The 26,151-nt window shown below is 64.8% G+C and carries 17 protein-coding genes and 2 pseudogenes; 9 read left to right on the top strand and 10 right to left on the bottom strand.

Annotated elements, in window-relative coordinates:
• Window positions 1–89 precede the first annotated feature (89 nt).
• The 4 genes and pseudogenes from ACVIIW_RS12080 to ACVIIW_RS12095 all read right to left on the bottom strand — a co-directional run.
• Window positions 90–1,364 (bottom strand): annotated as a pseudogene (locus ACVIIW_RS12080) (GAF domain-containing protein); the annotation flags it as partial.
• Between the two features lie 1,567 nt (window positions 1,365–2,931).
• Complete coding sequence (locus ACVIIW_RS12085; RefSeq protein ID WP_456700947.1) at window positions 2,932–3,453, bottom strand: c-type cytochrome; 522 nt, start codon at window positions 3,451–3,453, stop codon at window positions 2,932–2,934.
• A gap of 303 nt (window positions 3,454–3,756) precedes the next feature.
• The gene (locus ACVIIW_RS12090) at window positions 3,757–4,779 is read right to left on the bottom strand and encodes an LLM class flavin-dependent oxidoreductase (protein ID WP_456700948.1); all 1,023 of its coding nucleotides are present in this window, start codon (window positions 4,777–4,779) and stop codon (window positions 3,757–3,759) included.
• Between the two features lie 293 nt (window positions 4,780–5,072).
• The gene (locus ACVIIW_RS12095) at window positions 5,073–7,094 is read right to left on the bottom strand and encodes a YgiQ family radical SAM protein (protein ID WP_456700949.1); all 2,022 of its coding nucleotides are present in this window, start codon (window positions 7,092–7,094) and stop codon (window positions 5,073–5,075) included.
• A gap of 181 nt (window positions 7,095–7,275) precedes the next feature.
• Between ACVIIW_RS12095 and ACVIIW_RS12100 the strand changes: the two genes are divergently transcribed.
• Entirely contained in the window at window positions 7,276–7,503 is a 228-nt protein-coding gene (locus ACVIIW_RS12100) for a hypothetical protein (protein ID WP_456700950.1), read from the top strand.
• Between the two features lie 4 nt (window positions 7,504–7,507).
• Here the strand turns inward: ACVIIW_RS12100 and ACVIIW_RS12105 are convergent, their stop codons facing one another.
• On the bottom strand, window positions 7,508–8,173 hold the full coding sequence (locus tag ACVIIW_RS12105; RefSeq protein ID WP_456700951.1) for a GntR family transcriptional regulator: 666 nt from the start codon (window positions 8,171–8,173) through the stop codon (window positions 7,508–7,510).
• A gap of 8 nt (window positions 8,174–8,181) precedes the next feature.
• Complete coding sequence (locus tag ACVIIW_RS12110) at window positions 8,182–9,594, bottom strand: FAD-binding oxidoreductase (RefSeq protein WP_456700952.1); 1,413 nt, start codon at window positions 9,592–9,594, stop codon at window positions 8,182–8,184.
• Window positions 9,595–9,757: 163 nt separating this feature from the next.
• Here ACVIIW_RS12110 and ACVIIW_RS12115 point away from each other — a divergent pair, with 163 nt between their 5' ends.
• Window positions 9,758–10,642 carry a dihydrodipicolinate synthase family protein gene (locus tag ACVIIW_RS12115; RefSeq protein WP_456700953.1) on the top strand — a complete coding sequence of 295 codons (885 nt, stop codon included), beginning with the start codon at window positions 9,758–9,760 and terminating at the stop codon, window positions 10,640–10,642.
• Window positions 10,643–10,651: 9 nt separating this feature from the next.
• Here the strand turns inward: ACVIIW_RS12115 and ACVIIW_RS12120 are convergent, their stop codons facing one another.
• Window positions 10,652–11,881: an MFS transporter gene (locus ACVIIW_RS12120; protein ID WP_456700954.1), complete on the bottom strand. Its 1,230-nt coding sequence runs from the start codon at window positions 11,879–11,881 to the stop codon at window positions 10,652–10,654.
• 513 nt (window positions 11,882–12,394) lie between these two features.
• On the opposite strand from ACVIIW_RS12120, the gene ACVIIW_RS12125 reads away from it, so the two are divergent.
• Both ACVIIW_RS12125 and ACVIIW_RS12130 read left to right on the top strand, forming a co-directional pair.
• The gene (locus ACVIIW_RS12125; RefSeq protein WP_456700955.1) at window positions 12,395–14,713 is read left to right on the top strand and encodes a TonB-dependent siderophore receptor; all 2,319 of its coding nucleotides are present in this window, start codon (window positions 12,395–12,397) and stop codon (window positions 14,711–14,713) included.
• Window positions 14,714–14,750: 37 nt separating this feature from the next.
• Window positions 14,751–15,899, top strand: a pseudogene (locus tag ACVIIW_RS12130) (PepSY-associated TM helix domain-containing protein); the annotation flags it as partial.
• Here the strand turns inward: ACVIIW_RS12130 and ACVIIW_RS12135 are convergent.
• Window positions 15,891–16,754: a LysR family transcriptional regulator gene (locus tag ACVIIW_RS12135; RefSeq protein ID WP_456700956.1), complete on the bottom strand. Its 864-nt coding sequence runs from the start codon at window positions 16,752–16,754 to the stop codon at window positions 15,891–15,893. The pseudogene ACVIIW_RS12130 and the gene ACVIIW_RS12135 overlap by 9 nt on opposite strands.
• Window positions 16,755–16,912: 158 nt before the next feature.
• Here ACVIIW_RS12135 and ACVIIW_RS12140 point away from each other — a divergent pair, with 158 nt between their 5' ends.
• From ACVIIW_RS12140 to ACVIIW_RS12160, 5 genes are all read left to right on the top strand, one after another.
• Window positions 16,913–17,812, top strand: coding sequence for an alpha/beta fold hydrolase (locus tag ACVIIW_RS12140; RefSeq protein WP_456700957.1), 900 nt, complete (start codon window positions 16,913–16,915; stop codon window positions 17,810–17,812).
• Between the two features lie 83 nt (window positions 17,813–17,895).
• Window positions 17,896–19,128 carry a rhodanese-like domain-containing protein gene (locus ACVIIW_RS12145; RefSeq protein ID WP_456700958.1) on the top strand — a complete coding sequence of 411 codons (1,233 nt, stop codon included), beginning with the start codon at window positions 17,896–17,898 and terminating at the stop codon, window positions 19,126–19,128.
• A gap of 199 nt (window positions 19,129–19,327) precedes the next feature.
• Complete coding sequence (gene serA / locus ACVIIW_RS12150) at window positions 19,328–20,572, top strand: phosphoglycerate dehydrogenase (RefSeq protein WP_456700959.1); 1,245 nt, start codon at window positions 19,328–19,330, stop codon at window positions 20,570–20,572.
• Window positions 20,573–20,681: 109 nt separating this feature from the next.
• On the top strand, window positions 20,682–21,701 hold the full coding sequence (locus ACVIIW_RS12155; protein WP_456700960.1) for a patatin-like phospholipase family protein: 1,020 nt from the start codon (window positions 20,682–20,684) through the stop codon (window positions 21,699–21,701).
• A 3-nt stretch (window positions 21,702–21,704) separates the two neighbouring features.
• Window positions 21,705–23,159 carry a GntP family permease gene (locus ACVIIW_RS12160; protein WP_456700961.1) on the top strand — a complete coding sequence of 485 codons (1,455 nt, stop codon included), beginning with the start codon at window positions 21,705–21,707 and terminating at the stop codon, window positions 23,157–23,159.
• A gap of 114 nt (window positions 23,160–23,273) precedes the next feature.
• Here ACVIIW_RS12160 and ACVIIW_RS12165 read toward each other — a convergent pair whose 3' ends face one another.
• The gene (locus ACVIIW_RS12165) at window positions 23,274–24,890 is read right to left on the bottom strand and encodes an MDR family MFS transporter (RefSeq protein WP_456700962.1); all 1,617 of its coding nucleotides are present in this window, start codon (window positions 24,888–24,890) and stop codon (window positions 23,274–23,276) included.
• Window positions 24,838–26,085, bottom strand: coding sequence for an HlyD family secretion protein (locus ACVIIW_RS12170; protein WP_456700963.1), 1,248 nt, complete (start codon window positions 26,083–26,085; stop codon window positions 24,838–24,840). Before ACVIIW_RS12170 ends, ACVIIW_RS12165 begins: the two co-directional genes overlap by 53 nt.
• Between the last annotated feature and the right edge of the window lie 66 nt (window positions 26,086–26,151).

Here is a 26,151-nt window from a genome sequence, read left to right on the forward strand (position 1 = left end):
GAATTGATGACCTGCAGCACTTCGGCGGTCGCGGTCTGTCGCTCGAGCGCTTCGCGCTGCTCGGTCAGGAGCCGCACATTTTCGATCGCGATCACCGCCTGGTCGGCAAAGGTTCGCACCAACTCGACGTGCCGCTCGGAAAACCGTTCGGGGCGCTGGCGTGCCAGCATGATGAGGCCGATCGGCTCGCCGTCACGCAGCAGCGGAACGCCGAGGACCGCGCGGACCTTCGCGAGCCTGAAGGTTTCGGGGAATCGGTATTCCGGATCGGTGGTGATGTCGGCGATTTGCACGGCGCCGCGTTCCGCCATCACCCGGCCGGTCATCGTGCGCCGGTCCGGAGCTGCGGAAACCGGATGACCAGCGAGGTACTGCTGGAATCTGATGGCATCAGCCGCCGCTTCTGACGTCGAGCCGACTGCCGTGACGTAGCGGAAGACGTCGCCGTCGCGCTGCGCGAGGAACGCCATCTCGGCCTCGCACAACTGCGCCGCGGTCCGGGCCACCGTTGCCAGCACGGGCTTGAGGTCGAAGGTCGAGCGGCTGATGATCTTCAGCACATCGGCGGTCGCGGTCTGGTGCTGCAAGGATTCAGTCAAGTCGGCCGTACGCTCGCGCAGCTCGCCCAACAGCCGCGCATTCTCAATGGCGATGGCGGCTTGAGCAGCAAAATTCCGCACCAGCGCGATCTGCTTGTCGTCGAACGGGCGTACTTCCTGCCGGAAAAAGACCAGCCCACCGATGATGTTGCTCTCCTTGAGCATCGGCACGGCCAGGACGGTGCGATAGCCGCCGAGCTCGGCGGCTGCCACCGCCAGAGGGTCGCCTTGAAGGTAAGGCTGCTCGATGGTGATGTCTGTCGTTTGCGCAACCTGCTTGGTTGATATCGCGCGGCCGAAAGTTATGTGCGGACTGGGCCGCACCGGCGCCCGCAGCATGAAATCGGCGAATGCTTGCGGCGCGTTGTGGGCCGCGCCCAGTCGAAAAGCATCGCCTTCCGCCAGCATCAGGATGCCGAACTTGGCCTCGCAAATGCGTGAGGCGTTTTCCAGGATCGCAGCAAACACGGGCTGAAGATCGCCCGGGGAACGACTGATGATCTGGAGCACTTCGGAGGTTGCCGTGCGCTGCTCCAATGCTTCTGCAAGTTCATCGGTGCGCTGGCGCAGTTCGCCCAGGAGACGCGCGCTTTCGATGGCAATCAGGGCCTCCCGCTCATGTGCTTCTTTCAGCTCGCGGGTGCGCGCGGCTAGTTGCTGTTGCAGGTCGGCAATGGATGGGGCTGCGCTCGACGGGTTGGGCACTTTGCGCCCGCTCGCGCGCCGCTCCTTGATCGGATGTTCACTTCCGCTGCGTCGCCGCATTCGCTCCCCCGGGTGGGTCAGAACGATGCTTGAGCTTACACAAATCCGGAGTTTCGCGCCATGGCCGGAAGCCGCTATGGGTCAAAAGGGTGGACGTGGGCCCTGCCGTTTGTAATTGGCCTTACGCCAAGACCACACGCGACGACAATCCGGCTCAGGGGCCGCAATGAGCCCGCTGCGGAGTCCGCATCGGTCTGAAATGAAAGAGGCTTGTTGACTGGGGCGGCCTTACTCCTTGGGCTTCGCTGTCGGGGACCCTGTCCGCTCCATATTGTCGGCCATCTTCCGGTACTCCTCCGCCATCTCGCGGAGAGTTTTCTTGGTCTGGGCGGAGGAACTGAGTGCGGCCTGCCGCTCGCAGTCACGTTGAAGTTGCCGGTAATTGTCCATCAGCGCCAATCCACAACCGGAAGCGACCGTTCCAAACTTAGCAGATTGGGACGTTGACTCATTTAACTTACGATATCGCGGATAGCCAATCTAACCTACGACGCTGGGGATAGAGGCGGACCGGCACGTCCCCACCTGCTCTTCGATTCAGGACGGGCGCACCCACGAATTGGCAGGGCCGCCTTCCCACGCCGCCAGTGGCCCTGCGACACGTCCCTCATTGAGACGGCGCCGTCCTCCAGTTGTGCAAAGCTGCTGGACTTCCGCTGAGGAGCCGATAGGTCGGCCCGACCGCAGCGGACGCTGGAAGCCTGCCAGGTCTAAGGCTCAGGTGCGTTCTGCTTTTCACGATGTTGGCGTTCGCCGCCGTCTCGTGGCCGCTCATCTATTTCTTCCCGGCTCCCCCCTCGATTGTCACGATCGCCACCGCCTTCAAGGGCGCCAGCTTCGATTAGCCGCAACATCGAGGCTCGGCGATGCTTCGCGTTGAATTGTCGCCCTCACCGTCGATAATAACGGTAGGGCGGTTCGAATACGAAAGTCGAGCCATAGCGATACGGCAGGGGATCATAGCCAATCAAATATGCTGCTCTTATCCGCTGGTAGTGTCTGATCCGGAGCGTTCGGACCGCCCCAAATGATGTGCTGCATACGCACCGCTGCCGGGAGCTGAAGTCTGACAACCGACCGTGCTGCGTGCTCGTCTGAACTGCGGAAGCTGCATTTGGAACAATGCAAAAAGCGCAAAGTGCGGAAAGCACAAGCATCCGAATCATATCGCTCATCCCGATCACAACGGGGCACGCCGCGACAACTGCCCGGAAATACGTAAGTTCCACGCCGTCAATGCTGAGACGCCGGCGGGCCGGGGTTGCCGGCGGCGCATTCGGCGGGTGAACGAGAGCGGCTCCGGCTGCCTGGGGCCTGCAGGGAGTTTGCAAAGGGCCGGAGCCGCTTTCCGCCTCAGCGCGGACAGCTACCCTGCGCGCTTCCGGCTGAGCCGGCATTAAAGCAGGTGAAGCGATTCACAATTGCGCTGTCCGAGCTCGGTCCCCCAGCCGGACAGCGGCCATTCTGATGCCAAAGAGCTAAGCGCCTCACGAGCGGAACGCAGGGTGGGCACGCAGCAGGCAAGTGACGGCTAGCGTTGCGCAGCGGCGCAATACCCGTGCGTAGTTCATTTGACCGCTGGCGGCTTCGGCATGGAAGCAAAGACTTCCCCAGGGACGAGAACGAACGTCAATACGCTCGGTGCTTCATTTGGACTAAAGGGACCTGGCACCGCACGCCTCACCGCCGGAATGCTCTGGAGATAGGAGGCGATGGCATCCTTGTCTGCATCCGTCAGACGCGAGAAAGCCTCCCAGGGCATGATCGGTGCCAGCTCTCGGCCATCTGGACGCTTCCCGGTTGAGAAAGCGGCGATGATCTGCTCTTTGGTCCAATTTCCCAGACCGGTTTCCTTGTCCGGGGTAAGATTTCGACCAACGTAAACCCCAGTCGGAAGAGACAGGCCGACATCCGACCCACCGAGGTATTGCGACATGTCCGGCTTTCCAAGGAAATATCCCGGAGTATGGCAATCGTGACATCCGCCAAGATTGACCAGATATTTTCCTCGTTCGATTTGCGTTTCGTCGGCGATCGCTGGAGATGCCAAAGCAGTCGATGCAACTAACACGGCAAGCGCGGTCTTCATGGCTGTCCTCCTCTGGAAGCGTCGGCCGCCAACCTATGCGAACGGTTAATACCAGCGCACTCCGCTCCGGAGCGATAAAGAGGGTTACCCCGACCGCTCACTTGAAAGGTCTGGGGGTCAAGGCCGCCGTCGGTCGCCCCCTTTAAGCAAGATCGGTTCATCTCCCGGAAGCGGACATGCGTGCTCGGGACCGGCCATGGGCCAGAAGGGCATTGCGCGTACGAGCCAACGCCCCGGGCGCCTCAGCTCCCCTTGATCGATTGAGCGCAACGCCAAAGAGCTTTGCGCGGAGCCGCTGGCAAGTCAGCGCCACCCCAGGGCCGGCGCGACGTGCTTCAAAATCGCATCGAGCGCATGTGCGCAGTAATCAACGCCAAGCTGGTTGGGGATCGTCAGCAGCAGCGTGTCGGCTTCGGTGATCGCCTCGTCCTGCTTGAGCTGATCGATCAGCACATCCGGCTCCGCCGCATAGGAGCGGCCGAAGATCGCGCGGGTCTGCGGGTCGATGAAGCCGATCTGGTCTTGCCCGCCGCGCTCGCCGCCGAAATAGGCGCGGTCGCGATCGTTCATCAGCGCGAAGATGCTGCGGCTGACCGAGACGCGCGGCTCTCTGGCGTGGCCTGCCTCCTTCCACGCGGCGCGATAGGCGCGGATCTGCGCCGCCTGTTGCACGTGAAAAGCTTCGCCGGTCTCGTCGTTCTTCAGCGTCGAGCTTTGCAAATTCATGCCGAGCTTGGCTGCCCACACCGCGGTCGCGTTCGAGCCCGCGCCCCACCAGATGCGCTCACGCAAGCCCTGCGCATGCGGCTCCAGGCGCAGCCGCCCGGGCGGATTCGGAAACATCGGCTGAGGATTGGGCTCGGCAAAACCTTCGCCCCGCAACAGGTCGAGAAAGACTTCGGCATGACGCCGGCCCATGTCGGCATCGCTCTGGCCTTCGGCCGGGCGATAACCGAAATAGCGCCAGCCGTCGATCACCTGCTCGGGCGAGCCGCGGCTGATGCCGAGCTGCAGTCGCCCGCCGGCGATGAGATCGGCGGAGCCCGCGTCCTCGATCATGTAGAGCGGGTTCTCGTAACGCATGTCGATCACGGCCGTGCCGATCTCGATCGTGCTGGTCCTGGCGCCGACGGCCGCAAGCAGCGGGAAGGGCGACGCCAGCTGCCGCGCGAAATGATGCACGCGGAAATAAGCGCCGTCCGCCCCTAACTGCTCGGCCGCCACCGCAAGCTCGATCGATTGCAGCAGCGTATCTGCCGCCGAACGCGTCTGCGATTGCGGCGAGGGTGTCCAATGTCCGAAGGACAGAAATCCGATTTTCTTCATGGGGACATTCTATGGAGGGTGGGGAGGGGTTCGTCTTCTGACATTCAGGTGAGGCGGACGATGCGCGACGGGGAAAGCCTGCGTCCCCGATGATGTCACCATGCGCCTGTTTTGCCCGACGGGTCAAGAGCTCTTGCGGATTTTCGGAAGTGGGGGCGCCGGGGCAAGGCGCCTTGGGCGCGACGACGGGCCGCATCGTGCCTTGAGCCCTTGGTTTGGCCGCCCCGGCTACTGTGCATGGGGTTGTTTTCGAATTCCTGGCGGCGCGCCAGCCAATCGATCGCTCTCGCCCGCTACTTCATCAACCTGATGCCCTTGGTCGTGAACTTCTGCATCTTGCCGCCTGATCGAAGCGGACGCTTGGTGCCGGCGGCCTTGCCGGTGCCGGGCGGCTGGTGCGCTGGGACCAACTGGTGGGGCTGCGAGCCGATCAGGTCGCGGCGGCCCATCTCGATCAGGGCCTCGCGGAGAACGGGCCAATTGTCGGGGTCGTGGTAGCGCAGGAAGGCCTTGTGCAGGCGGCGCTGGCGCAAGCCCTTGATCGCCTCGACCTTGTCGCTGCCGCCGCGGCGCACCCCGCGCAACGGATTGACGCCGGTGTGGTACATCGCGGTCGCGGTCGCCATCGGCGAGGGCAGGAAGGTCTGCACCTGATCGGCGCGATAGCGGTTCTTCTTCAGCCACAGCGCGAGGTTCATCATGTCCTCGTCGGTCGTGCCCGGATGCGCCGCGATGAAATAGGGGATCAGGTAATATTTCTTGCCGGCCCGTTCCGCGGCCTCGTCGAACATCCGCTTGAATTTGTCGTAGGCGCCGATGCCCGGCTTCATCATCTTGTCGAGCGGGCCGCGCTCGGTATGCTCTGGGGCGATCTTCAGGTAGCCGCCGACGTGATGGGTGACGAGCTCCTTGATGTATTCGGGGCTCTCGACCGCAAGGTCGTAGCGCACGCCCGAGGCCACCATCACCTTCTTGATGCCCTTGGTCTCGCGCACCTTGCGATAGAGCCTGATGAGATCGTCATGCGAGGTGTTGAGGTTCGGGCAGATCTCGGGGAAGACGCAGGACGGCCGGCGGCACGCGGCCTCGACCTTCGGGTCCTTGCACGCCATCCGGTACATGTTGGCGGTGGGGCCGCCGATGTCGGAGATCACGCCGGTGAAGCCCGGCGTCTTGTCGCGGATCTTCTCGATCTCGCGCAGGATCGAGCCTTCCGAGCGGTTCTGGATGATGCGGCCTTCGTGCTCGGTGATCGAGCAGAAGGTGCAGCCGCCGAAACAGCCGCGCATGATCGTGACCGAGAATTTGATCATGTCCCAGGCGGGAATTTTTGCCTCGCCATAGGAGGGATGCGGCGCGCGCGCGTAGGGCAGATCGTAGACCGCGTCCATCTCCTCTGACGTGAGCGGGATCGGCGGCGGGTTGAGCCAGAGGTCGCGGTCGCCGTGGCGCTGCACCAGCGGCCGCGCATTGCCGGGATTGCTTTCACGGTGCAGCACGCGCGAGGCGCGCGCATAGGCGTCCTTGTCCTGCTCGACCTGCTCCAGCGCCGGCAGCCGGATCACGGTCAAGCCCTTCTGGCGCGTCGCGCCTTCATCGGCGGAATCGAGATCGTCGGCGTGCAGCTCGGCGTAGCCTTCGGGCACGCGGCGGAACAGCGCGACGCCCCTGATGTCGTCGAGCTCGCGCGGCGCTTCGCCGGCGGCGAGACGGTGCGCGACTTCGACGACGGCGCGTTCGGCATTGCCGTAAAGCAAGAGGTCCGCCTTGGCGTCGGCCAGCACCGAGCGGCGCACCTTGTCGGACCAGTAGTCGTAATGCGCGATCCGGCGCAGCGAGGCCTCGATGCCGCCGAGCACGATCGGCACGTCCCTGAAGGCCTCGCGGCAGCGCTGGGCATAGACGATGGTGCAGCGATCCGGCCGCTTGCCGCCTTCGCCCCCGGCGGTATAGGCGTCGTCATGGCGGAGGCGGCGATCGGCAGTGTAGCGGTTCACCATGGAATCCATGTTGCCGCCGGTGACGCCGAAGAACACTCTTGGCCTGCCTAGAGCCTTGAACGGCTCGGCCGACTGCCAGTCCGGCTGGGAGATGATGCCGACGCGGAAACCTTGGGCCTCGAGCAGCCGGCCGATGATCGCCATGCCGAAACTCGGATGGTCGACATAGGCATCCCCCGTTACCAGCACGATGTCGCATTCATCCCAGCCGAGCGCATCCATTTCGGTACGGCTCATGGGCAGGAACGGCGCGGGCTTGCGCGGGCGCGCCTGCGCCATCAGGGGCTTTTCGGCGGTGATGATCTGGGTGTCCATGGCGCCTACGCATAGGGCTCCGGGGGCGCGAATACAACCGACGGACGCGTGAAAGATTAACGTTCCGCGACGGTGCCGGACCTAGCCTGCGCAACAGTTCCCTCGCGACGTGCCGCGGTTCATCCCTAGGAACCATCCGCCCTCGTGAACATTTGCCCCAAGGGATCGCACCGAGCCCGGCTTGCGCGCGCCCGCGTCCAGCATCTGGATGACCTCGATGTTCGCCTCGGGCGATGGGGGAGCTGTGAGTACAGTCATAGAGAACTTGCTGTTGCGAAAGCAGAAGCTCGTGGAACAGCTCGAGAAAGCGCAGGCGGTCGAGGACCGCGACAAGATTGAGCACCAGCTCGAACAGATCAACACGGCGCTGGATTTTCTGGACAGGCCGGGATCGAGAGACGCGCGTTAGCCGCTCAGTCCACTTTCAGCGCTTTGGCGTAGACCACGCCCGATCTGGTGATGTGCGTCGTCATCAGCGATTCGAACGCGTCGAACTCGCCGCGCGTGAACAGATCGAGCAGCTTGCGGTGTTCGTCGAATGACGATCGGGTGCGCACGTCGATCGGCGAGGTCAGATTGGTGCGCAGCGCGGCGACGCGGCCCGCAACGAGCTGATAGGATTCGGCGAGGTAGCGATTGCCGCAATGAGCGAACAGGCCTTCGTGAAAGCCGGCGTCAGCGCGGCCATAGGCGATGTTGTCGCGCGTCTCGAGCGCCGGCTCCATCGCTGCGATCGCCTCGCTCATCGTCGTGATCGCGGCGTCGCGGTCGTGGCGAAAGGCGAGCTCGGCCGCCTTGGGTTCGAGTGCAATACGGAAGGTGCACAGCGCGGTAATGTCCTCGGCGCTCGGCGTGAATACGAAGCTGCCGACCTGCGGCCGGATCACCACCAGGCCCTGCGCCTGCAGTTGGCCCATGGCCTCGCGCACCGGCGTGCGGCTGACGCCGAAGGAATTCGCCACCATCTCCTCTGAGATCGCGGCACCAAGCGCGAACTCGCCCTCGATGATAGCCTGCCGCAGCCGCAGCATCACCCGCTGCGACAGCGATTTCGGCGCATCGAGCTTCAGCGAGCGCATGGATGCTCTCAGATCACCTTGCCGGGGTTGAGCAGATGATCGGGATCGAGCGCGGTCTTCAGCGTCCGCATCAGCGCGATCTCGCCCTCGCTGCGGGCGTGTCCGAGCCATTTCTTTTTCAGCGTGCCGATGCCGTGCTCGGCGGAGACGCTGCCGCCCATATCGCGCACGAGTCCGTAGATGATCGCGTCCATCTCCTCCTTGGGCTGCTGCTCGACCGGAAGACCTGTGACCCAGGAGACGAGGTGCAGATTGCCGTCACCGATATGGCCGTAATAGACGCTCTCGCAGCCCTTGATGCCGGCAGCCAACGCCGCCTTGCAGCGCGTCGCGAACTCGTCCATCCGCGCCACCGCGAGGCCGATATCGTAGGAAATGTGCGGACCCAGCACCTGGCCGAATTCGGCGCAGATGTCGCGCACGCGCCAGAACGCCTGCGTCTGCGCCAGCGATTGCGCCACCGCTGCGTCCGCCAGCAGTCCGCGCTCCATCAGTTCTTCGAGCCAGGCCTGGAAGCGCGGCGCATCGACGCTCTCGTCGGTGCCCTGCGCTTCGACCAGCACGTAGAGAGCCTTCCCGGCGGCGACCGGCGGCTTGACGCCCGCGCGCGTGGTGATCACGTCCCAATAGTCCGGCCACATCACCTCGAAGGCCGACAGCAGCGGACCGAGCCCGCCGCGCGCAGCGCCGAGCAAGTCGATCACCGCGGCGTAGTCTTTCAGCGCACAGAGTGCAGCCATGGTCGAGCGCGGCTTCGGGAACAATTTCAGCACCACCCGGGTGATGATGCCGAGCGTGCCTTCCGAGCCGATGAAGAGATGCTTCAGATCGTAGCCGGCATTGTTCTTCATCAGCTTGTTGAGGCTGGTGATGATGGTGCCGTCGGGCAGCACCACCTCCAGCCCGAGCACCAGTTCGCGCGTCATGCCGTAGCGGATGACGCGATTGCCGCCGGCATTGGTGGAGAGATTGCCGCCGATGGCGCAGGAGCCGCGCGAGCCGAGATCGAGCGGAAAGAAGAACCCGGCTTCGTCCGCGGCCTTCTGGATCGTCTCCAGCGGCGTGCCCGATTTCACCGTCATCGTCATGGAGGCGCGATCGATCTCCTCGATGCCGGTCATGCGTTCGAGCGAGATTGCGACCCAGCCCGTTTCGGGCGAAGCGCCGCGGCAGAGCCCGGTCAATCCGCCTTGCGGCACAAAGGGCAGGCGTGCCTGCCGACAGGTCGCAATGGCATCAGCAACGCCCTGCGCATCGAGCGGGCGGATCACCGCGAGTGGGGTTTGCGGCAGGCTCGCGCTCCAGTCGTTACAATTGCGCGCGGGCACGTCGCTGCCGGTGAGCACGGCGGCCGCGCCGAGCTTGTCGCGCAAGGCCGCGAGCAGCGGCCCGGGATGTCCGATCGGGGTCACCATGTTCATGCGAGACCTCCTCTGGATTTGCGCCGTAACGACGGAAAGGATTTGCGTCGTTCTTGTATGTAAGGTACAACATGGAAAGTAAAGTAAAAACAAGGCCGGGCAAGTTCTCTGGGATTATTGGAGAACAGAGGCTCATTCGGGAGCCGCAGCGATGGATGGTGCTATGACCGAGGCAATTCGCGGGTTCTGGGTAGCGTCGGCGACGCCGCTGGCGTCGGACGGCAGCGTGGATTCCGCCAAGCTCGCCGGCCATGCCAAGCAACTCTTCAGCAAGGGCGTCGACGGCGTCGTTCTGTTCGGCACCACGGGCGAGGGCACCTCGTTCAATGTCACCGAACGGGTCGCGACCATCGAAGCCGTGCTCAAGGCCGGCGTGCCGGCGGAGCGGATCGGCGTTGGCGGCGGCTTCCCCGCCATCAGTGACAGCATCGCACTGACGCGCGCCGCGCTCGGCCTTGGCTTGCGCCACGTGCTGATCCTGCCGCCATATTTCGATCGCAGCGTCACGGCCGAGGGCATCGAGGATGCATTTGCTGCGATCATCGACGGTGCAACCGACGACCGCCTGCGCGCCTATCTCTATCATATCCCGCAGATCTTGGGCGTCGCGATCCCCACCACCGTCGCCGCGAACCTGCGCAAGCGTTACGGCAAGGTGCTTGCGGGTCTGAAGGACTCCAGCGGCGACTTCAAGCAGTTTCAAGCGTTCCGCGCGGCCGCGCCCGAGCTCGCCATCACGGTCGGCAATGAAACCGACATCGCCCGCGCGATCGCCGGCGGAGGTGCCGGCACCATCTGCGGCATGGCCAACATCACGCCGGAGCTGGTCAAGGCGATGATCGACGGCAAGGACGTCGAGGCGCGCATGCAGGCCGCCGTCGATATCGTGGTGAAGTCGGCATCCTTCCTGACGACGCTGAAGGCCATTCTCGCCGCGCAGACCGGTGATGCGGGCTGGTTGCGGGTACGCCCGCCGCTGCGTGCGCTGTCGGACGGCGCTGCGCTCAAGGCGAAGCTGGACGAACTGACCAGCCCGGCGATAGCGTAAGAACGCGTTTCATCTGCCTTGATCGTCGGCAGCGCGCGCTGACATGGTCCGAGCCGCGACGAGCGCGGCCGCAAACCCGGCCGCAGCACCGACGCCGAGCGCCCAGCGCGGACCGAGATTGTCTGCCACCCATCCGACAATGGGCGCGCCGATCGGTGTGCCGCCAAGGGCGACGCCGAGTCGCAACGCCATGACGCGTCCCCTCATCCGCGGCTCGGTGGAGAGTTGCATCATGGCATTCGAGGTGTTGGTCACCGTGAGCGCCGCCACGCCGATCAGGACGAGAGTGCCTGCGAACAGCCAATAGCTGGGCGCGAGCGCGGCCAACGTGCACCCAGCCCCAAACGTTGCGGCTCCAGACAGCAGCGAGACGAATTTCGGCTGCGCACGGCCGGCAGCCAGGAGTGCGCCCGAGATCGTGCCGACCGCCATCGTCGACGACAACAGGCCGAATCCGCGCGCATCCGTGTGGAAGACGCTGACTGCCATGGTCGAGATGAAGATCGGGAAGTTCAGCCCGAACGTGCCGATCAGGAACAGCATGATCATGATCGCGCGGAGATCGTTGCGCGACCACACGTAGCGAAAACCCTCCGTCATTCCGCCCGGAGCGCGGTGCGCCCGCGCATTCGGGCGCAACTCCGCGGTGCGCAGCAAGGCAAGCGAGCAGAGCACCGCCATGAAGGATGCAGCGTTGAGCAGGAAAGCCCAGCCGGTGCCGATCGAAGCGATGACCATCCCTGCGACCGCGGGCCCGACCATCCGCGCGGCGTTAAAGGACGTCGAGTTCAGGGCGATCGCATTGGAGAGCTCGCCGTCGCCGACGAGCTCGGCCACGAATGTCTGACGCACCGGGGCGTCGAAGGCCGCAGTGCAGCCAAACAGGAAGGCGAACACATAGACGTGCCAGAGCTTCACCAGGCCGGAGACCGTGAGAAGGCCGAGGACGAACGCCAGTGCGCCCATCGTTGCCTGGGTGGCGACCAGCAACCTTCGCTGGTTGAAATGATCAGCGGCAAAACCCGTCCATGGCATCAGCAGCAGTTGCGGTCCGAACTGCAGCGCCATCACCACGCCGACGGCCGACGCATTGTGCCGCGTCAGCTCGGTGAGAACGAGCCAGTCCTGCGCCGCGCGCTGCATCCACGTTCCCGTGTTGGACACCAGCGCGCCTGCAGCCCAGACGCGGTAATTATAGTTTCGCAGTGAGCGAAAGGTGCCCGCGACCGGCACGCTCACCAATCCCTTGCGAACGTGGTCCGGATTGGCTCCCCGCGCAGGCCACACACGCGCTTCAGCTTGCCCATCGGCGAATGGAGGTCTTCTGCGAGCGCGCCGGCGCGCGGGCGAGACGGGCGTTGGTCGGACGAACTGGTCATGGTGGAGTGAATGACATCCATGAAGCTGATCTGTAAAGAAGAACTGTGCAGTTGACCTGAACAAAGACGTGAGCGGATCCGCCGGTGTGGGCGTCGTGAAGCTCACGCACCGCGCGGTCCTCGTGCGACATGGCGTCGCGCCGATGGCGCACGATGAGCGTCCGATCTATCCGGCAATCGTGCTCATCTCGACTGCATTCAATTGCAATGCTTGGTTCCCGCTCAGGGCGCCCCATAGTTCGGGTCGCAGCGATCGAGCGATCAAGGTTCTTAGAACGATTCGACACTAGAGCGATTCAAGTCGCCGCCATGTTCTCTTCATTCGCAGCGGCTGGTAGATGCGCCGGCTTCAACGCTGTGATCTGGAAGTGAATTGAAAGTGCATGCCTCTGCGGATGACCATCAGGTCGGTGCTCGTCGAAATCGCGCCGGCAAGGGCCGCGCTGGCCTTCTCGTCCTGCTGCTCGCCGAATGTCCCTTCAACACCGGCATCGCACAGGCGCAAACGGCCCTGCCGCCGGTGACTGTGGATGCGCCGGCGCAGCGGCCGAAGCCGGCGCGCGCTTCAGGGCAATCTCAACGCCGCACCCAGGCTGTACGCCGGAGCTCAGTTGCCATGCTGCCCGCAGCCGCAATCCCATCCGAGCGGGCGGCGGCTGAGGCCGCCGCGCAACAAGCCGCAAGGCTCGGCTATCGCGCGCTGCCGAGCGCGTCCACGTTGCGCTCGGGCGCATCGCCGCTCGACACCTCGCAATCCGTCAACGTCGTGCCCGCACAGGTGCTGAAGGACCAACTGCCGCGCAATATCGACGATGCGCTGGTCAACATCAGCGGCATCACCCAGACCAATACACTCGCAGGCACCCAGGATGCGGTGATCCGTCGCGGCTTCGGTGACAATAGGGATGGCTCGATCATGCGCAACGGCATGCCGCTGGTGCAGGGTCGGAGCCTGAACGCGGCTGTCGACAGCGTCGAGGTGCTGAAGGGGCCGGCATCGCTGCTCTATGGCATCATGGATCCCGGTGGCGTCGTCAACACCATCAGCAAGCGTCCGGAGCTCTACCAGCACGGCTCGGTCACGCTGCTTGGCTCGACCTACGCCAACAACCGCAACGGTGCCGACGGTACTGTTGATGTCACCGGTCCGATCGGCGACGGCGGGCTTGCCTATCGCTTCATCGGCTACGGCGTCAGCGAGGATTATTGGCGCAATGTCGGCCGCGATCGGGAAATGCTGGTGAACCCGTCGGTCGCCTGGTACGGCGAGACCACAACGGTCCAGCTCACCTATGAGCATCGCGAGTTCATCTATCCCTTCGACCGCGGCACCGCCTTCGTCAACGGCGCGCCATTGGCAATCCCGAAGACACGGCGGCTCGACGAGCCCTTCAACAACATGTGGGGCACGTCGGACCTCGTGCAGGGCTCGATCGAGCAGAAGCTCGACGATAGCTGGAAGGTCTCGGCGGCCTACAGCTACAACACCGAGACCTACAGCGCGAACCAGCTCCGCATCACCGGCGTTAATACTGCCAGCGGCGTCGAGACCCGCAGCAATGACGGTACCCGGAACTCGCTGAGCAACGCCAGCTACGGCACCTCCTACATGCAGGGCGACGTGTGGGTCGGTGGCTTCCGCAACGAGGTCCTGTTCGGCGGCGAGGCGATGTATCGCACCATCGATCGCCGCGACCTGATTCGCCAGGCGACGGCGAGCTTCAATGTCTACAATCCGGTTTATGGGTTGGTCACACCGGGCAGCACTATTTCGCCTGTTGACAGCGAACAGACCGACAAGCTCGGCAGCCGCGGCTTCTTCGCCCAGGACACGTTCCATCTGACCAACTGGCTGTCCGCAGTCGGTGGCGTGCGCTGGATGCAATATGAGCAGCTCGCCGGAAAAGGCCGGCCTCTGTTCGTCACCAACACCAACCTCTCGGGCGACAAGGTGCTGCCGCTCGGCGGCGTGATCGTCAAGCTGAGCGAGGAGCTTTCTTATTATGTGAGCTATACGCAGTCGCTGAAGCCAACGTCGACGATCGCGGCGTTCACCAACGGCTTCGTCGTCGATTCAACCATCGCGCCCGAAGAGGCAACGCAATGGGAGACCGGACTGAAGTTCGACGTCAATAAACGGCTCTCGGGCAGCTTTGCGGTCTACGATATCCAGAAAAAGAACGTGTTGGTGCTGAACGACATCGGCGGCGGCAAGTCGGCGGCGCGCGCCTCCGGCGCTGCGCAATCGCGCGGTGTCGAACTGGACGTCAGCGGCCGGCTGACCGAGGAATGGAGCATGATCGGTAGCTACGGCTATACCGACGCGCGCCTGATCAACGATCCTCTCGTTGGTAACGCAAAGCTGCTGAACGCGGCGATGAATACGGCGTCGCTGTATCTCGTCTACGATTTCGGCGACCGGTTGCCTGGTCGCCTGCGGCTCGGCGGCGGCGCGCACTATGTCAGCGACCGGCCCGGCGACACGGCCAACACGTTCTTCCTGCCGGCCTACACCGTCGCGGACATCTTCGCGACCTACGACACCAAGGTCGACAAACTGCCAGTGGCCTATCAGTTCAACGTCAAGAACCTGTTCGACAAGGTCTACTACACCTCCACCACCGCCAGCGCATTGAATGTCGCGATGGGTGAAGGGCGGCGTATCTCGCTCTCGGCAACGGTGAAGTTCTAGACAGTCATGCGACACCACCACGCGAGGGCCTGCGCCGATGCATAAGGTCTGGCCCGCAATCAAGGCCGCGCTGCTCCAGCTTCATTCCATAGCCGGTCTCCTGCTCGCCCTGTTGCTCTCCCTGATCGCGCTGACCGGCGCGATCATGAGCTTTGAGGACGAGATCGTCGAGCATCTGAACGCCGACATCATGCAGGTCGCGACACGGAGGACGCCGGCGCTGACGCCGGACGAGCTGGTGGCGCGCCTCAAGGCAGTGCCGGATGCCGGCAAGGTCGCCGCCATCACGTTGTCGAGCGATCCGTCGACCGCTGTGCACATCCGCTTCGTCCGCGACGAGCAGGGTTCGCGGCCATCCTCGTTCTATGTCGACTCCTATGACGGACACGTGCTTGGCGTGCCGCGTGGCGAGGATTTCTTTGCGACGGTGCGCCGGCTGCATCGCTGGCTGCTGATACCGGGCGATGCCAAGGGCTGGGGCCGCCGGATCACTGGCGTGGCCGCGCTGGGCCTGATCGTGATGCTGATCTCGGGTTTTGTGCTGCGCTGGCCGCGTCGGGCCAGCAGCCTGAAGATGTGGCTGAAGCCGGATCTTGGGCTCAGAGGCCGGGGGCTGCATCGCTCGCTGCACGCCGTCATCGGCACCTGGGTCCTGCCCATCTATCTGGCGATGACCCTGACCGGGCTTTGGTACTCGTTCGACTCGTACAAGGACGGCGTCCTCTGGCTGCTGTCGCGCCCACATGTGGCCGCGGCAAAGACGCAGCCGAAGCAGCCACGTCCGCCCGGCCGCGCCGAGCCGGCGCAGCCGATCGGCTTCGACCGCGCGTGGTCGGCCCTTCGGCGCGAGGAGGCCAACGGCTTCGCCAAAGCGCAGCTGGCCCTTCCTGCCGGGCCGGGCACAGTGATCCGGATCCGGGCGTGGGGAAAGGACTCCACACTCGAGTCCATGCGCGATGAGTTTCGCATCGATGCTGTGAGCGGCGAGGTCATCTCCGCGGAGCGCTATGCCGACAAAACGCTGGGTGAGAGGGCCATTGCTGGTGTCCTCGATATCCACCGCGGCGCTGTTCTGGGCTGGCCCGGCAGGCTCATCTTCATGATCGCAGCCGCGCTGATGCCGCTGTTCGCGATCACGGGCGTATTGTTGTACCTGTCGCGCCGCAAGCTGCGACCGTCACGCCAGCGCGCAACGCTCGGCGATAATGCCGCCGATCGCACGGGCGAACGGCAGGTTGCAGCTTTGAGCGACACCAAGGGCAAGCTCGACCGCGTTGAGCTGCGGCAGGTCCGCCAGATCGCTAGCGTGCCGCAGCGACTTGCGCTCGCCGAGCCTGACGGGCAGGGCGGCAAAGCCGAGGCCGGCCTTGACGGCGCCGACCAGCGCAGAGAGGCTGCGCGCCTCACAGGCGATGGTCCATTCGCGCCCGACCAGGTGCAGGCTGCGCAAGGCTTCGCCGCGATAGGCGCAACCGTCCGCGAAGGAGACCAACGGAACAGCATCGCGGGACCGGTCTGACCGTGCGGCCGTGCCGAACCAGGCCATCGGTTCGAACGCGATCGCGGCGTCGGCGGCGTTCGAGGGCAGACGCTTGTAGAGGGCGAGATCGAGGCAATCGCGCCCGACGTCCTCGGCGAGCCGGGCCGACAGGTCGGTGCGCACTGATAGCCTCGCCTTGGGGAAGCGTGAGCGGATTTCGTCGACAGCCGACGTGAAGTCGCGCTCGAGAAAATCTGCGGGCATGCCGAGCCTGATCCGCTCACCCGATGCCGGCCGGCGCATCGCCGCGACCGCGCGCTCGTTGAGCGAGATGATCTCTCGCGCATGCGCGATCAGCTCCGTGCCTTTCACCGTCGGCCCGAGTACCCGGCCACGGGCCCGTTGCAACAGGGGATGGCCGACCAGGGCTTCGAGCCGGGCGATCTGGAGGCTGATCGCGGATTGCGATCGTCCCAGTTGATCCGCCGCACGCGAGAAGCTCTTCAGCTCGACGATGGCAAGCAGCGCCCGCAGCGTGTCGATATCGAGGGTCGTCGGCATGGAGGACTCCGGACGATGCGCCGGACAGGCTCCAGCGAGGGGGGCAGTCAGAATGAGATTTATCAATCAACCCATCGCAGAAATCAATTTCTCGCGCGGGGGCCTGCGCGCTATCAGTCAGGCAGCGCCGGCCGCAATCGAAGGCGCGGAGGAAACACATGCAACGTCGCGACGTTCTGAGAAGCCTGGGCCTGACGGCCGCTGCCGCCATGGCCACCACGCCGGCCTTGGCGCAAGGCTCGGGCAGTGCCGCGCGTGCATCGCCATCGGTCTGGCCGGCTCCGCAACTGGCGACTGCCAGCCGGCTCGGCCATTGCCGCTTCGGCAACGGCCCCGCGGTGTGTGTGGTGCTGCACGAATGGCTCGGCGATCACATCAACTGGGAGCCGGTGCTGCCCTATCTCGACCCCGCACGATTCACCCTCGTGTTCATGGATCTCAGAGGTTACGGCTGGTCCCGCGGCATCAGTGGCGGCTACACGCTGGATGAGGCCGTCGCTGACGTGCTGCGTACCGCTGACGAGCTTGCGATCACCCGCTTTCATCTCGTCGGACATTCGATGTCCGGCTTGGTCGCGCAGAAGGTCGCGCTTCAGGCCGGAAGCCGGCTTCAAAGCGTGACATTGTTCTCGCCGGTGCCGCCCACCGGCTTTCGCGCCGACGAGGCCGCGATGAAGGCGCTCAACGCCGTCATCGACGAGGACGAGGCGGCCGGGTGTGCCATCACGGCCCGCACGTCCAGCCGCTACGGCGCCGGCTGGTTGCGCCGCAAGCTTACCATCGCGCGCGAGGCCTCGACCGTCGAGGCCAAGCGCGGCTATCTGACGATGTTCACGTCATCGGCCATCACCGGCGATACGCATGGGCTGGCGGCGCCCCTGCATGTCGTGACCGGCGCGCTGGACATCCCGTTCTATCGCGGCGAGCCGCTGCGGAATGCCTTTGCGCTCGCCTATCCCCGCGTGACGTTCGAGGTCATCGACGACGCCGGCCATTATTCAATGCTGGAAACCCCGGTGCGGGTCGCCGGCATCATCGAGAAGCGGCTGGCAGGCTAACGGCCTCCATGCGACGGAGTGGCTAGCCAAGCCTCTCGCAATCGTTCAAAAGCCCATGGCCTGTCCTCGTCAGGGTTCACGCCATGAAGCTTTCGACCGTCACTCCCGCCGATATCCGCCGCGCGCTGCTGCTCCGCGAGGAGATCGCGCTGCTCGATCTCAGGCACGAGGCGGCCTTCGCAACCGGGCATCCGCTGTTCGCGGCCAACATGGCCGTGGACCGGATCCCGGTCGAGGCGGCGGTGCGGCTGCCGCGCAAGGATGTGCCGGTCGTGCTCTTTGATGACGGCGAGGGACTGGGTGCAGAGGGCGCCGAACGCCTTGCGGCGCTCGGCTACAGCAATGTCTGTGCGCTCGATGGCGGGCTGAAAGCCTGGCGCGCGGCGGGCTATGAGGTGTTCGAGGACGTCAATTCCTACTCCAAAGCCTTTGGCGAACTGGTGGAGGCGCGTCGCCACACGCCGTCGTTCAGCGCCGACGAAGTGGCAAAGCTGATCGCCGACAAGGCCAACATAGCCATCCTCGACGTCCGCCGCTTCGACGAATACGCCACCATGAACATTCCCGGCTCGGTCAGCGTGCCGGGCGCGGAACTGGTGCTGCGTGCCGGCCAGGCCGCGCCCGACCCCGACACCACCATCATCGTCAATTGCGCCGGCCGTACCCGGTCGATCATCGGCGCCCAGTCGCTGATCAATGCCGGCGTGCCCAACAAGGTGCGGGCGCTGCGCAACGGCACGATCGGCTGGACGCTGGCGCGGCATCCGCTCGCCCATGGTGCCACCAGGCGCGGTGCCATCGGCTCGTTCGAGGGTGGTCCCGCCAACGCCCGCGACGTCGCCTATCGCGCCGGAGTCCGTCATATCGGCGCCAGCGAGATGTCGGCGCTGCTGGTGGATACCGATCGCACTCTCTATCGTTTCGACGTGCGCGATGCGGAGGAATATGCCGCCGGTCATCTGCCGGGCTTCCGCCACTATCCCGGCGGCCAGCTTGTCCAGGAGACCGACATGGCCGCGCCGGTGCGCGGCGCGCGCATTATCCTGACCGACGACAAGGCCGTGCGCGCCGACATGACCGCATCCTGGCTCGCGCAGATGGGCTGGGAGGTCTACGTGCTCGAAGGCGGCTATGGCGGCACGCTCGAGGTCGGCCCGCCGCTGATCCTGCCGAAGCCCGATCCGGCACATCGCTACCGTCGTCCCTATGAGGGAACCGATATCGCCGAGCGCGCCATGCAGGCCTACCTCGAGTGGGAATATGGCCTGGTCGACCAGCTCCGCCGCGACGGCACGCACGGGTTCTATGTGATCTGAATCTGAATTCCGTCACCCCCGCGCAACGGCGAAGCCGTTGTCGCTGGGAGGTGGCCGCTTTTTCAGCGGCCCTCGAACGATGACGGAGCCAGTGGGATACCAAGCGGGGCCGCCATCTTCTCCCCGTATCCGAACCCTATTGTGCTGTACGGCGTCGGCGGTCTATGAGCTGCGGCAAAGCCGCCATTCAGGAGATTCCATGCCAGCCCCAGGCCAAAGCCCTGAGCGGAGCGCGAAGGCGCTGCTGCTTGAAGGTGTCAACGACAGCGCCGTGGACCTGTTCAAGAGCGCGGGTTTCACCAATGTCGAGCGCCTGACCAAGGCGCTGGATGGCGAGGCGCTGCGCCACGCGCTCAAGGGCGTCTCGCTGCTCGGCATCCGCTCGCGCACCCAGATCACCGACGATGTGCTGGCGGGCGCTGACGGGCTGCTCGCGGTCGGCTGCTTCAGCGTCGGTACCAACCAGGTCGATCTGCTGGCCGCGCGAAAGCGCGGCATTCCCGTGTTCAACGCGCCGTTCTCCAACACGCGCAGCGTCGCAGAGCTCGTCATTGGTGAGATCGTGATGCTCCTGCGGCAGATCTTTCCGCGCTCGGTGTCGGCCCACGAGGGCGGCTGGGACAAGTCCGCCGCAGGCAGCCGCGAGGTGCGCGGCCGTACGCTCGGCATCATCGGCTACGGCAATATCGGCTCGCAGCTCTCGACGCTGGCCGAAGCCATGGGCATGCGGGTGATCTATTATGATCGCACCGACAAGCTCCGCCACGGCAATACCGAGCCCGTCGAGAAGCTGGAAGAGCTGCTGGCGCAGAGCGACGTGGTCAGCCTGCACGTGCCGGAGACGCCGGAGACCGCGGGTATGATCGGCGAGAAGGAGCTGCGGGCGATGAAATCAGGGTCGTTCCTGATCAACAACAGCCGCGGCACGGTCGTGGATCTCGATGCGCTTGCCGGCGCGTTGCGTGATGGTCATATCGCCGGTGCCGCCATCGACGTGTTTCCGGTCGAGCCGTCGTCCAACTCGGAGCGCTTCAAGAGCCCGATGCAGGGCATCAACAACGTCATCCTCACGCCCCATGTCGGTGGTTCCACCGAAGAGGCGCAGGAGCGCATCGGCGGCGAGGTGGCGCGCAAGCTGGTCGATTATTTCATCACGGGATCGACCATGGGCGCCGTGAACTTCCCTGAGGTGCAGCTGCATCTGCGCCCCTCCGGCGTCCGCTTCAGCCACGTCCATCGCAACGTGCCGGGGATGCTGCGCCGGTTGAACGAGGTCTTCCTCCAGCGCGACATCAATATCGCCGCGCAATATCTGGAGACGGCCGGGGATCTCGGTTACGTTGTGCTCGACGCCGATCTCGGCGGCCAGGACTCGGGCGCGCTGCTGGCGCAGATCCGCAGCCTCGAAGGCACGATCGGCGCACGCCTGGTATTCGAGCACTAGAGGCGTCACGTTCCGGTTGCGTCTCCCGGCCGGTGCTCGCTACACTGCTGTCGTTCTCGCGTGTTAGAAATCGCGCGGAATTTGAGCTTCAGTTGCGTGAGGGCCCGCCATGGAACGGGATTCCGTACTGATCGATCTTGCGCTTCAGGGCGGTGGCTCGCACGGCGCCTTCTCCTGGGGCGTGCTTGATCGTCTTCTCGAAGAGAAGTGGCTTACGATAGCAGCGATCTCCGGAACCTCTGCCGGGGCGATGAATGCTGCGGTGCTGGCGGATGGGTGGACGGCGGGCGGTGCCGAAGGCGCGCGTGACGCGCTTGCGCAATATTGGCGCCGCGTCTCGAGGGCTGCGGCCTTCAGTCCGCTGCAGCGCTCGCCACTCGACCGGTTGATGGGACGCTGGACACTCGATACGTCGCCGTTCTACGTCCTCACCGACCTGATGTCGCGGGTGCTGTCGCCCTACGATCTCAACCCGATGGGCTACAACCCGCTGCGCGCCGTGTTGGCCGAGAGCATCGATTTCGGGCGGCTTGCGCACTCGCCGATTCTGCTCTTCATCACCGCGACGCGGGTGCGCACTGGCCGCGGCCGCGTCTTCCGCAACGCCGAGATCACCGCCGATGTGCTGCTGGCATCGGCCTGCCTGCCGACCATGTTCCGCGCCATCGAGATCGACGGTGAACCGTATTGGGATGGCGGCTTTGCCGGCAACCCGACCATCACACCGCTGGTCCGCGAAAGCGACGCCCACGACACGATCCTCGTTCAGATCAATCCGACCGAGCGGCTGGAGCCGCCGCGGACGGCCGCGGAGATCCTCAACCGTCTCAACGAGATTTCCTTCAATTCACCGCTGATGAAGGAGCTGCGCATGATCGCGCTGTTGCGGCAGGCCGCCGATCCCGGTAGCGGCGAGGGCGCGCGGTGGGCCAAGATGCGGACACACCGGATCAAGAGCGACATGCTTGCGAAATTCGGCGCATCGTCGAAGCTCAACGCGGAATGGGAGTTCGTCTCGATGCTCCGCGCGGAGGGGCGCATGGCCGCGGAGGCCTTTCTCGCCGAGCATGGCGCCGACATCGGCCGGCGTTCGACGGCCGATCTCGATGTCCTCCTGGCGGAGTGCTGAGGCATGGGGCTTCTCGGCCTTCTCGTCGGACTCGGTCTGCTCGTGCTGTTTGCGTTTCGCGGCTGGAGCGTTCTCCTGCTCGCGCCCTTCGCGGCGCTGGTTGCGGCATTGTTCGGTGGTGAGCCGCTGCTGGCGAACCTGACGCAGGTTTTCATGGTGAATGCGGCGGGGTTTTTGGCACAGTTCTTTCCGATCTTTCTGCTCGGCGCCGTTTTCGGCAAGCTGATGGATGACAGCGGCGCGGTCAGGTCGATCGCCGCCTTCATGGCGAAAAATCTCGGCGAGCGGCGCGTGATCCTGGCCGTGGTGCTGGCGGGCGCGCTGGTCACCTACGGCGGCGTCAGCCTGTTCGTCGCGTTCTTCGTCATCGTGCCGATGGCACGTTCGCTGTTTCGTGCTGCCGGCATTCCGCGCCGGCTGATTCCGGCCACGATCGTTCTGGGCACCTCGACCTTCACCATGTCGGCCCTTCCGGGCACACCCTCGATCCAGAATGCGATCCCGATGCCGTTCTTCGGCACGACACCGTTTGCCGCGCCGGGCCTCGGCATCATCGCCTCTCTCATCATGCTCGGAACGGGATTGTGGTGGCTGCATCGCGCGGAAGCCAAGGCGCGGCGCGCCGGCGAGGGTTATGGCGACGAAGGCGAGGATCTGACCGAGCGCGCCGCATCCGACGAGTTCGTCCGCGAGCGCGCCACCGCGGCACGCGAGTTCGATCCGGCGGAGCTCAAGCACGGCCGCCGCAGCAGCGAGCCTGCGCCCGTCGTGAGCGCCATCCTGCCACTGATCGTCGTCGTCGCCGTCAATCTGGCGATGTCGCTCGGCGTGCTGCCGAGCCTCGATGTCTCCTATCTCGCCGAGCAACGCTTTGGCGGGACCTCGCTTGCCGCGGTCGCAGGCGTGTGGTCGGTCGTGGTCGCCCTGACCGCCGCCATCGTCGCGACGATCGCGCTGAACCGGGCGCGCCTGCCGGCGTTGCGGCAGACCATGGATGCCGGGGCCAATGCATCGGTGCTGCCTGCGTTCAGTGTGGCGAGCCTGGTCGGATTTGGTGCGGTCGTGGCCGCGCTGCCGGCCTTCACAACCGTGCGTGACTGGGTGCTCGCGATCGAAGGCGGGCCGCTGGTGTCGCTCGCGGTCGCAACCAACATCCTGGCGGCGCTGACCGGCTCGGCATCGGGCGGCCTGACCATTGCGCTTGATGCACTCGGAGAGACCTATCTGGATCTCGCCGCACGCACCGGCATCGATCTTGCTCTGATGCATCGCGTCGCGGTGATCGGCTCGGGAACGCTGGATATTCTGCCGCATAACGGTGCGGTGGTCAGCCTGCTCGCGATCTGCGGCCTGACGCATCGCGACAGCTATGTTGACATCGTCATGGTGGGCATCGTGACGTCGCTCGTGGCGCTGGTGACTGTCATCGCGCTGGGCAGCGCGCTTGGATCGTTCTGAAGCGATTGACGGGGCAGGGTGGTTTACCCCGCCGCCGTCGCTTGTCCGCCACCGGACGAGGAAGCGGCCCTCGATCGCGACGGCCGCCTCAAGCCGCGATCCATCCGCGAGGTCCTAGTGCGCGCCGCCCGCGCCCGCCGCCTTCACCCGCCGCGTCAGCAGCACCGCGATCGCGGCGAGCACCAGCACTGTGCCGATCACGGCGAACGCGTCGGAATAGCCCATCACCAGCGCCTGGCGCTTCACCGTCTTGCCGAGCGCGATGATCGCCTGCTCGCGCGCGGCGTTGGGGTCGGGCACGCCATGGGCCAGGAAATAGTCCGTCATCTGCGCGACGCGGCCGCGGACTTCCTCGCGGCCGAGCGTGACGGACTGGCCGATGATGTTGGAGTGAAACTGCTCGCGCTTGGTGATGATGGTGGCAAGTGTCGCCGTGCCGATGGCGCCGCCGAGATTGCGGAACATGTTGCTGATGCCCGAGGCCGCGGCCGCGTCCTGCGGTGCGATTCCGCCCGTCAGCACCGAGGTCAGCGGCGTCAGCACCATGGCCTGGCCCACGGCGCGCACGATGTTGGGGATCCAGAGCTGATCGCCGGCATAGTCGGCCGACATGCCCGTGTTCATGAAGCAGCTATAGGCGAAGATGAGCAGCCCGGTGATTGCGATGAGGCGTGTGTCGAAACGCTGCATCAGTTTCGGGATCAGCGGGATCAGCACCAGCTGCGGCAGGCCGGTCCAGGCCAGCACGTTCCCGATCTGCTCCGCATTGTAGCCCTGCGCCTGGCCGAGATAGGCCGGCAGGATGTAGACGGAGCCGAACAGCGCGAAACCGACCATCGTCATCGCGATCGTCCCGAAGCCGAAATTGCGTTGCGTCAGCAGGCGTAGCCGGATCAGCGGCTTTTCGATGGTGAGCTCGATGGTGACGAACAGCGTCAGGCTGATGGCCGCGATCACCGCGAGCTTGACGATGAAGGGCGAGGAGAACCAGTCGTCCTTGTTGCCTTCCTCGAGCACGGCCTGCAGCGCTGACAGCCCGATCGCCATGGTGACGATGCCGGCCCAGTCGCCTTCTTTCAAAAGTCCGAGCTGCATCTTCTGCCGCTCGAGCGTCAGATAGAGCGCGGTCACCATCACCGCGGTCGGGATCACGTTGACGAAAAAGATCGTGCGCCAGCCGTAGGTCTCCGTGAGATAGCCGCCGATCGTCGGGCCGATCGCGGGGGCAAAAGTGACAGATAGCGCGAAGATCGCGAGCCCAACCGGCTGCTGCGGTTTCGGCAGCCTGGTCAACACCAGCGTGAACGCCATGGGGATCAGCACGCCGCCGGCAAAGCCTTGCAGGCCGCGCATCGCGATCATCGACGGCAGGTCGTGGGTGAAGGCACAGGCGACCGAGAAGGCCGCGAACAGGCTCGCGCTCGCCAGCATGTAGCGGCGGAACGTGAGCACGCGGCTGAGATAGTCGGTCAGCGGGATCACGATGATCTCGCCGATCAGGTACGACGTGGAGATCCAGGAGCCGTTGTCGGCGCCGGTGCCGATGCCGCCCTCGATGTTGGCCAGCGAGGCGTTGGTGATCTGGATGTTCAGGATCGCCATGAACGATCCGATCATGGCGGCAAGCACGGCGACCCAGACCGCGACGCTCGCGCGGTTGGAAGCGACGGCGACGTGATTAGGCGTCGCGACCGGGGTTGCTTGCGTCGAAAGTGAGAGGCTGTCTGACATGGCACGACCCTCCGGAAACGAGTGTTGCCTTTGACGCATCGGCCGCCTTCGCAGCCTGCGTATTCGAACGAGTTGCAATGGTCGGGATGACGGACATGCCGGGACGGAGCGCGATGGCGCGCCCGTGCTCATCATCGAGCGCGATCTTGACCGGGATGCGTTGCACCACCTTGGTGAAATTGCCGGTCGCGTTGTCGGGCGGCAGCAGCGCGAATTCCTGGCCGCTGGCGGGCGCGATGGAGTCGACATGGCCGTGCACGATCTGGCCCGGAAACATGTCGACCTCGATAGCGACGGCCTGGCCCGATTTCACGTGGGTGAGCTGAGTTTCCTTGAAATTGGCGACGACGTAGGCACCCTCGGCCGGCACGATCGACATCAGTTGCGTGCCTGCCTGTACGAACTGGCCGACGCGCAACGAACGGTTTCCGACCACGCCGTCGATCGGGGAGACGACGCTGGTGTAGCCGAGGTTCAGCTCGGCCTGGTGCTGCACCGCTTCCGCACGCGCCGCCGCCGCCTTGGCCTGGACGATCTCGGCCTTGAGCAGGTCGACCTGCTTGAGGGCCGAAGCGAGATTGGCGGTGTCGCGTTCGAGCGTCGCCTGCGCGGAGGCAATGCGTGATTGCGCCTGCTGCGCGTTCTGCACGCTGCCGGAGCCGGTCGCGGCGAGATCGGTGTAGCGCTTGTTGTCCTGCGCGGCGAAGGTGAGGTTGGCCTGATCGACGTCGAGCGTGGCTCGCGCGGCCTTGATCACCGCCTGCTGAACCTCGATCTGCGCTTCCTTGCTCGATATGGTGGCATTCGCCGCCAGCACATCGGCCTTGGCCTGGTCGAGCGCGACCCTGAAGTCGCGGTCGTCGATCCGGGCCAGCACCTGACCGGCCTTCACTTGCTCGTTATCGGCGACCAGAACGCGATCGAGATAGCCGCCGACCTTCGGAGCGACGGTGGTGTTGTCAGCCTTCACATAGGCGTCATCGGTCGAGACGAGGTACTGGCCGACAGTCCAGTAATCATAGCCGTACCAGCTCGCACCGGCGACTGCGATGACCGCGGCTCCCATCAGCAATAGCTTGCGAAGACTGAGTTTTTTCCTGGTGGCGACGGCTGGTGTGCCGGGCAGGACACCCTCCAGCGCGGAAGCGGGCAGGGCGGTCTGGACGGCGGCAGATGGGGTGGTGTGGACGGTCATGGCCGGCTCCCCTGATTTAGGAAACTTGACGATTTCCAAAATGAGGCTAGCTTTGGAATTGTCAAT

The organism is Bradyrhizobium sp. USDA 4449 (assembly GCF_054056275.1).

What these genes read in the sequence shown, in the direction of transcription:
- ACVIIW_RS12145 (WP_456700958.1), top strand. Translation starts at nt 17,896, where the DNA reads ATGAAGCTTTCGACCGTCACTCCCGCCGATATCCGCCGCGCGCTGCTG.
- ACVIIW_RS12090 (WP_456700948.1), bottom strand. Translation starts at nt 4,779, where the DNA reads ATGAAGAAAATCGGATTTCTGTCCTTCGGACATTGGACACCCTCGCCG.
- serA (WP_456700959.1), top strand. Translation starts at nt 19,328, where the DNA reads ATGCCAGCCCCAGGCCAAAGCCCTGAGCGGAGCGCGAAGGCGCTGCTG.
- ACVIIW_RS12155 (WP_456700960.1), top strand. Translation starts at nt 20,682, where the DNA reads ATGGAACGGGATTCCGTACTGATCGATCTTGCGCTTCAGGGCGGTGGC.
- ACVIIW_RS12160 (WP_456700961.1), top strand. Translation starts at nt 21,705, where the DNA reads ATGGGGCTTCTCGGCCTTCTCGTCGGACTCGGTCTGCTCGTGCTGTTT.
- ACVIIW_RS12110 (WP_456700952.1), bottom strand. Translation starts at nt 9,594, where the DNA reads ATGAACATGGTGACCCCGATCGGACATCCCGGGCCGCTGCTCGCGGCC.
- ACVIIW_RS12085 (WP_456700947.1), bottom strand. Translation starts at nt 3,453, where the DNA reads ATGAAGACCGCGCTTGCCGTGTTAGTTGCATCGACTGCTTTGGCATCT.
- ACVIIW_RS12140 (WP_456700957.1), top strand. Translation starts at nt 16,913, where the DNA reads ATGCAACGTCGCGACGTTCTGAGAAGCCTGGGCCTGACGGCCGCTGCC.
- ACVIIW_RS12170 (WP_456700963.1), bottom strand. Translation starts at nt 26,085, where the DNA reads ATGACCGTCCACACCACCCCATCTGCCGCCGTCCAGACCGCCCTGCCC.
- ACVIIW_RS12165 (WP_456700962.1), bottom strand. Translation starts at nt 24,890, where the DNA reads ATGTCAGACAGCCTCTCACTTTCGACGCAAGCAACCCCGGTCGCGACG.
- ACVIIW_RS12135 (WP_456700956.1), bottom strand. Translation starts at nt 16,754, where the DNA reads ATGCCGACGACCCTCGATATCGACACGCTGCGGGCGCTGCTTGCCATC.
- ACVIIW_RS12115 (WP_456700953.1), top strand. Translation starts at nt 9,758, where the DNA reads ATGACCGAGGCAATTCGCGGGTTCTGGGTAGCGTCGGCGACGCCGCTG.
- ACVIIW_RS12105 (WP_456700951.1), bottom strand. Translation starts at nt 8,173, where the DNA reads ATGCGCTCGCTGAAGCTCGATGCGCCGAAATCGCTGTCGCAGCGGGTG.
- ACVIIW_RS12095 (WP_456700949.1), bottom strand. Translation starts at nt 7,094, where the DNA reads ATGGACACCCAGATCATCACCGCCGAAAAGCCCCTGATGGCGCAGGCG.